The following is an 11557-nucleotide window of genomic DNA, read 5'->3' as shown; positions in this document are numbered from 1 at the left end:
GGCGGGCTTTCCGGACATCGGCCGACGAACTCCTCGGCGGCCGGGTGCAGTACGACGATCGGTCAGCCTACCTCGCACGGTGCCCCGAAAGGGTCACGGGGAGCGGTCGGGCAACCGTCCCGAGAGCAGGAACACCACGGTCCGCTTCTCTTCCCGCCAGGCGCGGGTGTCGAGCTCCACGGACTGCAGCAGGGCGCATTCGACGACGTATCCGTGCTCGCTCAGGTCCCGGCCGATGAGTTCGGCGGCGTCGCGTGTCGCGGCGTGCGTCACGATGCGTTCCGGGCGGCGGTCGGCGACCGCGGAGACCACCGCGGCTCCCCCGCCCCCGACCCGTACGACATCGGGTTCGGGAAGGTCTTCGAGGATGTGCGGGGCGTCGCCGTGCACGGTCTGCGCCTGGACGCCGAAGCGGCGGACGGCGGCCGTGGTGCGGCCGAGGGCGTCCGGGTCGCGGTCGACGGCGATCACGGCGGCGCCGAACCGGGCCGCCTCCGCGGTGAAGGCCCCGCTGCCGCAGCCGATGTCCCAGACGAGGTCGCCCAGGCGCGGCCCGAGGCGGGCCAGTTGGGCAGAGCGCAGCCGGTCGGTCTCGCCCTCGCCGAGCCAGATGTCGCCGCCGTACTCCGCGGCGGGCAGCGCCCAGCCGCGCGGGCCCGCGCCCGGTTCGCGCCCCATGATCCAGCCGGTGTCGGCGGCGGACGGGGCGCCGCCGATGACGATGACGACGTTCGGGTCGCGCCAGGAGTGGTCGGCCGCGTTGTCCGAGGTGACGACGGACACCTGCTCGCGCTCGGTGCCCAGCTCCTCGCAGATCACGAAGGTGCGGTGGACGCCTTCGAGCAGCAGGCCGAGCTCGGCGGGGCCCGCGCCGGGCGAGGTGAGGACGGCGACCTTGGGGTGGGCGCGGCAGACGTTCACGGCGCGGCGCAGGGTGCGGCGGTGGGCGACGACGATCTCGGCGTCGTCCCAGGGCATGCCGGCCCCGGCGAACGCCTGGGCCACCGAGGAGACGGCGGGCACCACTTCGACCTCCAGGCCGAATTCCGGGGCGCGCAGGGTGCGGACGACGCCGAAGAAGCCGGGGTCGCCGTCGGCGAGGACGACGGCGGTGCCGCGGTGGGCGGCGATGCGGCGGGCGGCGAGGGCGACGCTGCCGAGGCGGATCCGTTCGGCGCGGACGGGCACCTCGTCCAGCGCCAGGTGGTGGGCGGCGCCCGCCACGAGCGTCGCGGCGCCGAGCGCGGCGCGCGCGGCGGCGGTCAGCGGCGTACCGTCCCAGCCGATCACCGTGACCCGGTCGGCCATCGTCGTCTCTCTCCAGGGTTCTCGCGGGTCGTCAGTGCGGGGCGGGGGTGCGCGGGAGCGACCGCGCACGCGGCCAGGGCGAGCGTACCTGCTGGGACTCGGGAGCGGCCGTGTGACGGGTGGCGTGTGTCCCGGCGGACGGATGCCGGCGGGCGCGGCCGGCGCGGGGCGTGGCCCGGGGCGGTTTTCAGTTCCAGTCGGAGTAGGCCGAGAAGCCGCTGTCGGCGAGGCTCTCGGAGACGCCTTCGAGATCCTCCGGGAGCAGGCTCCACACGATGAGGTCGGTGCGCACGTCCAGCCAGCCGCCGAAGGGGTCGCCGCCGTTCCTCGTCCGCGCTATCCAGGCGCCGCGCAGGACGCCCTCGCTGATGGAGCCGATCTTCTGGGCCACCTGCTGGGCGGCGGTGTTGTCGGCGGCGGTGCGCAGCTCGATGCGCTCGAACTTCTGGTCGTGGAAGAGCCATTGGGCGGTGGCGAGCGCGGCCTCGGAGGCGTAGCCCTCGCCGCGGGCCCAGGGGGCGACGACGTAGTTCAGCTCGGTGGAGCGCACCCGCCAGTCGGTGTCCCGGAGTTGGATGATGCCGACAAGGCGCTGGGTGAGGAACTCGGTGATCGCCAGAACGATTCCGCGGCCCTCGGAGTGCTCGGCGGGGGCGAGGCGGGTGATCCACTCGCGCGCGTCGGCCTCGGTGTAGGGCTGCGGCACGGAGGTCCAGGCCGTGATCTGCTCGTCGTTCATCATCTCCGCGTACGCGGGGACGTCCGCCTCTTCGAGAGGGCGCAGCACCAGCCGCTCCGTGCTGATGGAGATGTCGGGGAACCCCGACGTGCCCGCTGTGCCCGAGGAGGCTGTAGTCATGCGCCGCTCCATAACCTTCATAGACCTGAAGGACCTTCACCTTTCGGTCTTCTGAAGTGCCCAGCATGCAGCATGCACGGGCCCAGACGCACCACGGGGTCCGCTCCCGATGTGGGAGAGGACCCCGTCGGCCGCCCGCGCGCGGGAGGCCGTTCAGCCCGCTCGAACGGGCAGTACGGATCCCTGGTACTTGTGCTCGATGAACTTCCTGACCTCGGGCGAGGTGAGGAGCTTCGCGAGCTTCTTCACGCGCGGGTCGTCCTCGTCGCCCTTCTTGACGGCGAGGACGTTGTTGTAGGGATTGCCCTTGGGGGACTCCAGGAGGATGGCGTCCTTCTTGGGGCTGAGCCCGGCGTCGAGCGCGTAGTTGTTGTTGATGACCGCCGCGTCGAGGTCGTCGAGCGAGCGCGGCAGCTGCGCGGGGTCGAGCGGCTTGACGGTGAGCTTCTTCGGGTTGGACGTGATGTCCTCGGGCGTCGCCGTGTCGCCGGCGCCCTTCTTGAGCCCGATGACGCCCCGGGAGGCGAGCAGTTGGAGCGCCCGGCCCTCGTTGGTGGTGTCGTTCGGAACGCCGACGGTGGCGCCGGTGCCGAGCCGGGCGACGCTGTCGGTCTTCTTCGCGTACACGCCCATCGGCGGCAGGTACACCTCGGTGACCGGTATCAGATCCGTCTTCTTGGACTTGTTGAAGTTCTCGAGGTACGGCCTGTGCTGGTACAGGTTGGCGTCGAGCGAGCCCTCCTGGAGCGCGGTGTTCGGCGTGTTGTAGTCGGTGAACTCGGTGATGCTGAGGTCGAGTCCGGCCTTCTTCGCCAGGTGCTCCTTGATGTACGTGAGGACTTCGCCGGCCGGCGTCGGGGTGGCGCCGACGACGAGGCCGCCGCCGGACTTCCCCGAGTCCGCGCCGCACGCGGTGAGACCGAGGGCCAGGGCCACGGTCCCCGCCGCGGCGGCGATCACTGACGTACGCATGATCAGAACGCGGCGACGACGGCGCCGTCGTACCTCTCGTCGATGAACTTCTTGACCTCGGGCGAGGTGAGGAGCTTGGCGAGCTTCTTCACGCGCGGGTCGTTCTCGTCGCCCTTCTTGACGGCGAGGAAGTTGCCGTAGGGGTTGTCCTTGGCGGGCTCGGCGACGATGGCGTCCTTGGCGGGGCTGAGCGAGGGCTTGGCCTCCAGCGCGTAGTTGCCGTTGATCACCGCGGCGTCGACGTCGGCCAGGGTGCGGGGCACCGTGGGGGCCTCGAGCTCCTTGAACGTGATGTTCTTGGGGTTCTTGGCGACGTCCTTGGGGGTGGCCTCGTAGCCCACGCCCTTCTTGAGCTCGATGACGCCGTTGTCCGCGAGGAGCTTGAGCGCGCGGGCCTCGTTGGTGGTGTCGTTCGGGATGGCGACGGTGGCGCCGTCCTTCAGCTGCGACAGCTTCTTGACCTTCTTCGAGTACACGCCGAGCGGCTCCAGGTGCACCGTGGCCCCGGGGACGGGCACGATCTCGGTGCCCCGCTTCTTGTTGAAGTCGTCCAGGTACGGCTTGTGCTGGAAGTAGTTGGCGAAGACCTCGCCCTGCTGGACGGCGGTGTTCGGCGTGATGTAGTCGGTGAATTCCTTCACCTGGAGGTCGAGGCCGGCCTTCTTGGCGAGGTTCTTCTTGACGTAGTCGAGGATCTCGCCCTGCGGCGTCGGGGTCGCGGCGACGACGAGCGGGCCGTCCTTGTCGCCCGCGGAGCCCTTGTCGGAGCCACAGGCGGAGAGCCCGAGGGTGAGGGCTCCGGCGGCGAGGACAGCGGTGGTGATCTTGGCGGTGTTACGCACGAAAAGTGCCTTTCTCCATGGGTGGTGCAGCCCCGCGGGAGTGCTCCGCGGGGAAGTTCTGCGGTCGGCCTGCCGGGGAGGCGTCAGCCGCTCTTGGCGGTGGACTCCGCGGCGGCGGTGCCGGGCAGGACGCCGCGCAGCGGGCGGAAGAGCAGCAGCGGACCCGAGCCGCCGCCGCGCTTGTGCAGCCTGCGGGCCGCGTAGTCGCCGGCGAACTGGATGATCGAGATGACCACGGCGAGGATCGCCACGGTGATCCACATCAGCTCGGTCTCGAAACGCTGGTAGCCGTAGCGCAGCGCGAGGTCGCCGAGGCCGCCACCGCCGACCGTGCCGGCCATCGCGGAGTAGCCGATGAGGGCGACGATCGTGGTGGTGGCGCCCGAGATCAGCGAGGGCAGCGACTCGGGCACGAGGACCTTGCGTACGACGGTCCAGGTGGAGCCGCCCATCGACTGCACGGCCTCGACGAGCCCTCCGTCGACCTCACGGATCGAGGTCTCCACCAGGCGCGCGAAGAACGGGATGGCGCCGACGGCCAGCGGCACGAGCGCGGCCTCGCGGCCGATCGTGGTGCCGGTGATCCAGCGCGTGAAGCCCATCAGGGCGACCATCAGGATGATGAAGGGCATCGACCGCGCGATGTTCACGATCTGCCCGATCACCTTGTTCAGGACGGCGTTCTGCAGCAGCGCGCCGCGCTCGGTGAGGACGAGCAGGATGCCGAGCGGGAGGCCGGCGACGACGGCTATCAGCGTCGACCAGCCCACCATGTAGAGGGTGTCCCAACAGGCCTGCTCCAGCAGGGGCTGCATCTCCGACCAGGTCACTTGGCACCTTCCTTGACCAGCAGCGTCTCGTCCTTCGGCGGGGCGGCGGGCTCTTCGCCCGCGATGTCCACCTGCAGGCCCTGCTCGCGCAGGAAGCCGATCGGGACGACGTTCTCCTCGAAGCGGCCGGGCAGTTCGATGCGCATCCGGCCGACCTGCTTGCCCGCGACGGTGTCCATCGCGGCGCCGAGGATCGAGATGTCGATGTTGTACGTGCGCGACAGCTGGGAGATGACCGGCCGGGTCGCGGCCTCGCCGTGGAACGTCACGTCGACGACGGTGCGGTCGTCGCCGGTGGCCTCGCCGCTGACCGGGAAGAGCGCGGCGGCGAGCTCGGAGCCCGGCGTGGCGAGCAGCTCGGTGACGGTGCCGGACTCGACGATCTGCCCGCGCTCCATGAGGGCGGCGGAGTCGCAGACGCTCTTGACGACGTCCATCTCGTGCGTGATGAGCAGGACGGTCAGGCCCAGCTGCCGGTTGAGGTCGCGCAGCAGCTGGAGGATGGAGCGGGTGGTCTCCGGGTCGAGGGCGCTGGTGGCCTCGTCGGAGAGCAGCACCTTGGGGTCGCCGGCCAGGGCGCGGGCGATGCCGACGCGCTGCTTCTGGCCGCCGGAGAGCTGGGCCGGGTAGGACCGGGCCTTGTCGGCGAGGCCGACGAGGTCGAGGAGTTCCAGCGCCTTGCGGGAGCGCTGCTGCCCGCTCAGGCCGAGGATCTCCAGCGGCAGCTCGACGTTGTCCTGCACGGTGCGCGAGGACAGCAGGTTGAAGTGCTGGAAGACCATGCCGATGCGGCTGCGGGCGCGGCGCAGTTCCCTGCCGGCGCGCGGGCCGCGGCCGGCGAGGGCGGTGAGGTCCTGGCCCGCCACGGTCACGGTGCCGGAGGTGGGGCGCTCCAGAAGGTTGACGCAGCGGATCAGGGAGGACTTGCCGGCGCCGGACTGGCCGATGACGCCGTACACCTCGCCCTCGCGGACGTGCAGGTCGACTCCGTCGAGAGCGGTTACTTCACGACCGCGTGAGCGGTAGACCTTGGTGAGGCCGGAAGTGGTGATCACAGGGGTTTCCGTCACTGTCGAGTGCGCGGCGCGGGTGTCGCCGGGCACGGGGCATTCGTTCGGAACGCGGCACGGTTCTCGCGGTGATGGGGCGGGAAACCGGAGGACGTGTGCGCGGGGCCGGCTCGCTTCCTGCGTCGACTTGTCGATTCCATCGAGTACGTCGGTCAGGAGCGCGGCACAGCGGCTTCGCTTCGGGGCGCGAGGCTCGGAGGTGGTGCGGGGGCCCTCAGAAGGCGCACATTCGACACATACAACGAGCACCGGGCGTCGTGATCGCCTCGGTCGCAGGGGTGCGGCTGCTCGTCGTGGTCATAGGCCCAAGTAAAACATGCGTGCGGCCGCCGTCCACCACCGCTGTCCGTATACCGGACAGCGGTGGGACGGCGGCGGACGCTCGGGTTCCCGGACTCAGTCGGTGAGCGTGATCTCCACGCCACCGGCCGTGGCCTGCGCGGACACGGCGGAGAGGTCGGTGACGACGGCGTCGGCCGAGAGCTCGGACGCCTGGTGGGTTGTGGTCAACGCCACGGTGGTCATGCCACCGGCGCGACCGGCCTGGAGGCCCGCGGGGGCGTCCTCGAAGACGACGCAGCGCGCCGGGTCGACGCCGAGCTTCTCGGCCGCGAGCAGGAAGGGCGCCGGGTCGGGCTTGCCGCGCGTGATGTCGTCGGCGGCGATGACGAGACCGGGGCGGATGCCGACCTCGGCGAGGCGGGCGTCGGCGAGGGCGCGGGTCGCGGAGGTCACCACGGCCCAGCGGCCGGCCGGCAGGGAGTCGAGGAGCTCGCGGGTGCCGGGCAGCAGCACGACGCCGCCGGCCACGTCGGAGACCTCCAGCTCCTCGATGCGGGCGACCGCCTCGGCGACCTGTTCCGGGGGCAGCAGATCGGCGGCGATCTCGGCGGCGGGGCGGCCGTGCAGCTCCACCGCGGCGAAGGCCTCGGCGGTGATCCCGTACTCCTGCGCCCACCGCGTCCAGCAGCGGTACACCGACTCCATGGAGGAGATGAGGGTGCCGTCGTTGTCGAACAGGAGCGCGTCAGCCTGGATCTTCATGGTGCCCGAGGGTACGGGTCGCTCCCCGGGGACGCGCATCGGGGCGAGCGGCCCGGCGACGGGGGCCGTGGGTCCCGCCCGGCAGGGGGGCGCAAGGGCCGCGCGCCGAGGGCCGAAGGGCCCGTAATAAAGTCACGGGCATGGTTGATGCCCTGACGATCGCGGTCTCCGTGGCCGCGCTCGCCCTCGCCGCCTGGTGCGGTTTCGCCGCGTACCGCGACCAGCCGACCAAGGACTGGCACTTCATCGGCATGGCCGTGGTGACCTTCCTCGCCGCGGTGCAGCTGATCGTCGGCATCGTCCAGCTCGCCCGCGGCGAGAAGGCGGACCAGGGCACGACGATCTTCGTCTCGTATCTGATCGGCGCCTTCGCCTGCATCCCCGCAACGGGGTTCATGTCGCTGGCCGAGCGGAGCCGCTGGGGTTCCGTGACGGTCGCCGCGGGCGGCGTGGTGCTCGCCGTGCTCGAAGTGCGGCTCTACGACATCTGGGGAGGCTGAGGTGGCGATGACCGAGCCCGAGAACGACGGCGGGGCGGAGCGCGCCGAGACCCCCGCGCGCCAGAAACTGATCACCGGCCCCGGCATCCTGCTGGTGTGGCTGTACGGCGTGATGGTCGTCGCCGCCGTGTCCCGCTCGGCGGTGCAGATCTCCACGGACTTCGACAGGGCGCCGCTCGCCTACACGCTCTCCGCGCTGGCGGGCGTCGTCTACGGCTTCATCACGTACTCACTGGTGCGCGGCGGCGCCGCGGCCCGCTCGGCGGCGCTGGTGTGCTGCGCCGCCGAACTGGTGGGGGTGCTCGTGGTGGGCACCTGGACGCTGGTGGAACCGTCCGCCTTCCCCGACGCCACGGTGTGGTCGGACTTCGGGATGGGCTACCTCTTCATCCCGGTGATCCTGCCGGTGACGGCGATCTTCTGGCTGAACAGGGCGCGGCGGACGGCCGCTTAGCCGGTCGGGGCCGCTACGCGCTCGTCACGAAGGCTTGCGCGGTCACGTCCTTGGCGAGCGTGACTCTCGTGAGCCGGTCGTTCACGCGCTCCGTGTCCACCTGCGCGTAGCCGTGCTTGCGGTAGAGCTGGAGGTTCTGCTCGCTGCGGTGGCCGGAGGAGAGCTGGAAGGACTTCGCGGCGCCGTCCGCGCCGAGGCGGCCCTCTATCGCGTCGAGCAGCCGGCCGCCCAGGCCGTGCCGCTGCATCCGGGGGTGGACGATGAGCTTGCCGATCCGTGCCGTGCCGTCCGCGTCCACCGTGCCGCGCACGGAGGCCACCACCTCGGCGCCGAGGCGGGCCACCAGGACGGTGCCCGCCGCCATTTCGGCCCGGAGGGAGTCGAGGGACTGGGTCAGGGGTTCGATCGCGTAGTCGCCGTAGATCTGCGCCTCGCTCTGGTAGCAGAGGTACTGCAGCTTGAGGACTTGCTCCGCGGCGTCCTGGTCGTCCGCCGCCGCCACCGAGATGGTCACGCTCATGCCCATGTGTGCATGCCTCCCGCTCACCTGCTCCACCGGTTGTCTACCGCTCCATTCCCCACGGAGCAGGAGCCGCAACCTCCGCCGTCAGCATTCTGCGCAGGCATCCCAGGCATCGGGAACGTTCCGGTCCCAGACTCCCCTGTGACATTCCCAACTCCCCTGCGATTTCGCGGTAGGTGAGGTCCTCCGGGGACAGCAGCGCGGACATGAGGCGGGCGCAGCGGGCGGGGAGTCTGCGCACCGCGGCGTGCAGGGTCCGGTGCCGGTCGGCGGTCAGGGCGCGCTGTTCGGGGCCGCGTTCGGTGTCGTCGGCGGGCTCGCTCGCGTACGAGACCTCGCGCCGGCCGGTGCACCGGGTGCGGCGCGCCTCGGACCGCACGGCGCCGCGCAGCCACCGCGCCGGGTCGGCGGGCGGTCCGTCCGCTTCCAGGCGTTCCAACAGGCGCAGCCAGACGGCCTGTTCCAGGTCGCCGGGGTCGGCGCCGGAGCCGAGGGCCTCGGCGGACGCCTCGGCGGCGAGCAGGGGGCGCAGGGCGGGGATGAGGTCGTGGGTCATGCCCGGCGGGACGCGGCCGCTCCGGTACGAGGTTTCCGGAACGGCCGCTTCTCACTCCATCCGGGGCCGATCGGCCTGCCGTTGACGCGAGTCACCCGGCGCCCGCGAGGCCCCTCAGTCCCGCGCGAAGTCCGCGGCGGCGAGCAGCGCGGTGTCGCAGTTGTCGGAGAAGATCCCGTCGATGCCGGTCTCGAAGTAGGCCTTGAAGGCGCCGAAGGCGTCCCCGTAGGCGTTCGGGTCGGTGCCCTTGCGGAAGTTCGTGGGCAGGAAGGTGTTCTCGTTGCGCATCGTGTACGGGTGCAGGATCAGGTCCGCCTCGTGCGCGTCGTCGACCAGCGTGGTCGGGGTGCCGAGGCTGCCGTCGGCCTTCTTCGGGATGATCAGGTCGAGGGTCGGGCCGATGCCCTGGGCGAAGCCCGCCATCCACGCGAGGCCCTTGGGCGTGATCAGGTCGGCGACGGTGCGCGGGTCGCCCGCCTCGACGAAGTCCCAGGGGCGGGAGTCCGCGGTGGACAGGAGCACGACGCGGGGCCCGGAGACCAGCTTGGCCAGCCGCTGGATGCTGCTGGGCTCGAAGGACTGCAGGAAGTTCGGCGAGTTCTTCTTGTGCCGCCCGTAGCGCCGCAGCAGCTTGGCGAGCGGCTCCTCCAGGCCGAGTCCCAGCTTGCGGAAGTACGTGGGGTGCTTGGTCTCGATGTGCAGCCAGACCGGCCGCCCGCGCCGGCGCCCCTCCTTCTCCGCCCAGCGCAGGACCTCCTCCATGGTGGGGATCTCCCAGCGGCCGTCGTAGAGGGTGTTGCGCTGACGGGTGCCCGGGATGCGCTCCTTGGCGCGCAGCGTCTTCAGCTCGGCGAGCGTGAAGTCCTCGGTGAACCAGCCGGTCAGCTTGACGCCGTCCACCGACTTGGTCGTCTTGCGGGACGCGAACTCGGGGTGGGCCGAGACGTCCGTCGTCCCGGTGATGTCGTTCTCGTGACGGCACACGAGGTGACCGTCCTTGGTCGGCACGACGTCCTGCTCGATGACGTGCGCGCCCATGTCGAGGGCGAGCTGGTACGAGCCGAGCGTGTGCTCGGGGCGGTATCCGCTGGTGCCCCGGTGGGCGACGACGGTGGGCACGGGCAGGCTCTTGTACCCCCCGCTCCCGTCGTGTCCGCATTGTCCGCCGCCGTGCCGTTCGCCGGCTCTCGCCACGCCGGGGGCTCCTGCCACGGCCGCGCCCGCGCCGAGGACCGCCACCCCCAGTACCGCGCGCCGTCCCGGGCTCGTCCCCGGCTGCTGCTGACCCGACTCCTGCGTCGCCATTGGCGCTCCTCCCGATGTACCGCTGCCTTGCACCTGACAAAGCGGGACTGATCGTAGGTGGCCGGGAGTGACGTGTGGGAGACCTAGGACGGAACGGCGGGATGACGCGGCGTGGCGAGTGGGCGCACCATGGAGGTGGCGGGCCGTGCGCGCGGCCGCCACGCACAGCGACGGGTCCGCGTGACAAGGACCACTGGTTCGGGCCACACCTCCCCCGCGGGGATACGGTCGTCACAAAGACGACGGCTTCGGGCAAGACCCCGCAAAATCAGGTCAACACTGCGTATCGAGTGCATGAACCCGATGTGCAAAGGACGGGGGCCCGCGAGTATCGTCCTCACCTGCATTTACTCGTCGTCGACCCGTTGACACCGGAGGGCCTGTTGTCCCGTCTAGCGCTCATCAAGGCAGTGCTCGGACCGTTCTTGCGCCTGATGTTCCGCCCACGGGTAGAAGGCGCCGAGAACATTCCGGGGACCGGGCCCGTCATCCTGGCCGGAAACCACCTCACGTTCATCGACTCGATGATCCTGCCGCTGGTGACCAAGCGCCCGGTGTACTTCATCGGCAAGGACGAGTACGTCACCGGCAAGGGCCTCAAGGGCCGCCTCATGGCGTGGTTCTTCACCGGCGTCGGCATGATCCCGGTGGACCGCGACGGCGGGCGCGGCGGTGTGGCGGCGCTGATGACGGGGCGGCGCATTCTCGACGACGGCAATGTGTTCGGCATCTACCCCGAGGGCACGCGGTCGCCCGACGGGCGGCTGTACCGGGGCCGTACGGGCATCGCGCGGCTGACGCTGATGACGGGCGCGCCCGTCGTCCCCTTCGCGATGATCGGCACGGACAAGCTCCAGCCGGGCGGCAAGGGGCTTCCCCGGCCCGGGAAGGTGACGGTCCGCTTCGGCGAGGCGATGGAGTTCTCGCGGTACGACGGGATGGACCGGGACCGGTATGTGCTGCGCGCGGTGACGGACTCCGTGATGACGGAGGTCATGTTGCTGTCGGGGCAGGAGTATGTGGACATGTACGCCACCAAGGCGAAGGCGGCGTAGCCCTGCGGGGCTTGAGCGGATTCGTTGTGCGCCCGCACCGGTGCGGAGGTCTTTCTCCGGTACCGGGGCGGGCGTTCGTCTGCCGGTCGGTCGTGGTCGCTCGCGCAGTTCCCCGCGCCCCTGAAAAGGCCGCACTTCGTCTGCCGGTCGGCTGTGCTTGCTCGCGCAGTTCCCCGCGCCCCTGTGGGGCGCCCCGCACGTCGCCGGGTGCGCCCCGTGAGGGGCGCGGGGAACTGCGC

At 71.0% G+C, this 11557-nt stretch carries 13 protein-coding genes; 3 read left to right on the top strand and 10 right to left on the bottom strand.

From position 1 onward, the window contains the following. Positions 1–93: 93 nt before the first annotated feature. The 7 genes from cbiE to ACZ6B8_RS28045 all read right to left on the bottom strand — a co-directional run bounded on the left by cbiE (position 94) and on the right by ACZ6B8_RS28045 (position 6925). A complete protein-coding gene (cbiE, locus tag ACZ6B8_RS28075) occupies positions 94–1308 on the bottom strand; it encodes a precorrin-6y C5,15-methyltransferase (decarboxylating) subunit CbiE (RefSeq protein WP_471609080.1) in 1215 nt (404 codons plus the stop codon). 187 nt (positions 1309–1495) lie between these two features. Next, a complete protein-coding gene (locus tag ACZ6B8_RS28070) occupies positions 1496–2179 on the bottom strand; it encodes a GNAT family N-acetyltransferase (RefSeq protein WP_469255398.1) in 684 nt (227 codons plus the stop codon). 141 nt (positions 2180–2320) lie between these two features. Beyond that, positions 2321–3139, bottom strand: a complete 819-nt coding sequence (locus tag ACZ6B8_RS28065; RefSeq protein WP_471609079.1) for a MetQ/NlpA family ABC transporter substrate-binding protein — start codon at positions 3137–3139, stop codon at positions 2321–2323. A 2-nt stretch (positions 3140–3141) separates the two neighbouring features. Then, on the bottom strand, positions 3142–3981 hold the full coding sequence (locus tag ACZ6B8_RS28060) for a MetQ/NlpA family ABC transporter substrate-binding protein (protein ID WP_471609078.1): 840 nt from the start codon (positions 3979–3981) through the stop codon (positions 3142–3144). Positions 3982–4064: 83 nt separating this feature from the next. Next, the gene (locus ACZ6B8_RS28055; protein ID WP_471080840.1) at positions 4065–4811 is read right to left on the bottom strand and encodes a methionine ABC transporter permease; all 747 of its coding nucleotides are present in this window, start codon (positions 4809–4811) and stop codon (positions 4065–4067) included. Then, the gene (locus tag ACZ6B8_RS28050; protein ID WP_471080837.1) at positions 4808–5866 is read right to left on the bottom strand and encodes a methionine ABC transporter ATP-binding protein; all 1059 of its coding nucleotides are present in this window, start codon (positions 5864–5866) and stop codon (positions 4808–4810) included. Before ACZ6B8_RS28050 ends, ACZ6B8_RS28055 begins: the two co-directional genes overlap by 4 nt. A gap of 411 nt (positions 5867–6277) precedes the next feature. Next, complete coding sequence (locus tag ACZ6B8_RS28045; RefSeq protein WP_471609077.1) at positions 6278–6925, bottom strand: HAD family hydrolase; 648 nt, start codon at positions 6923–6925, stop codon at positions 6278–6280. A 140-nt stretch (positions 6926–7065) separates the two neighbouring features. On the opposite strand from ACZ6B8_RS28045, the gene ACZ6B8_RS28040 reads away from it, so the two are divergent. Together ACZ6B8_RS28040 and ACZ6B8_RS28035 are read left to right on the top strand one after the other, a co-directional pair. Beyond that, on the top strand, positions 7066–7425 hold the full coding sequence (locus tag ACZ6B8_RS28040; RefSeq protein ID WP_471080831.1) for a hypothetical protein: 360 nt from the start codon (positions 7066–7068) through the stop codon (positions 7423–7425). A gap of 7 nt (positions 7426–7432) precedes the next feature. Next, complete coding sequence (locus ACZ6B8_RS28035) at positions 7433–7879, top strand: hypothetical protein (protein ID WP_471609076.1); 447 nt, start codon at positions 7433–7435, stop codon at positions 7877–7879. A 13-nt stretch (positions 7880–7892) separates the two neighbouring features. Here ACZ6B8_RS28035 and ACZ6B8_RS28030 read toward each other — a convergent pair whose 3' ends face one another. The 3 genes from ACZ6B8_RS28030 to ACZ6B8_RS28020 form a co-directional block, all read right to left on the bottom strand. Then, entirely contained in the window at positions 7893–8405 is a 513-nt protein-coding gene (locus ACZ6B8_RS28030; protein WP_471609075.1) for a GNAT family N-acetyltransferase, read from the bottom strand. A 37-nt stretch (positions 8406–8442) separates the two neighbouring features. Next, entirely contained in the window at positions 8443–8958 is a 516-nt protein-coding gene (locus ACZ6B8_RS28025; protein WP_471080800.1) for an RNA polymerase sigma factor, read from the bottom strand. Positions 8959–9072: 114 nt separating this feature from the next. Further along, positions 9073–10263: a glycerophosphodiester phosphodiesterase gene (locus ACZ6B8_RS28020; RefSeq protein ID WP_471609074.1), complete on the bottom strand. Its 1191-nt coding sequence runs from the start codon at positions 10261–10263 to the stop codon at positions 9073–9075. 365 nt (positions 10264–10628) lie between these two features. Here ACZ6B8_RS28020 and ACZ6B8_RS28015 point away from each other — a divergent pair, with 365 nt between their 5' ends. Next, positions 10629–11318 (top strand): lysophospholipid acyltransferase family protein, encoded by a 690-nt coding sequence (locus ACZ6B8_RS28015; RefSeq protein WP_471081372.1) that lies wholly within the window; start codon positions 10629–10631, stop codon positions 11316–11318. The last annotated feature ends 239 nt before the right edge of the window (positions 11319–11557 follow it).

The sequence above is a fragment of the Streptomyces sp. NPDC041122 genome, from assembly GCF_055592445.1.
This window is presented reverse-complemented; position numbering and strand designations above follow the sequence as displayed.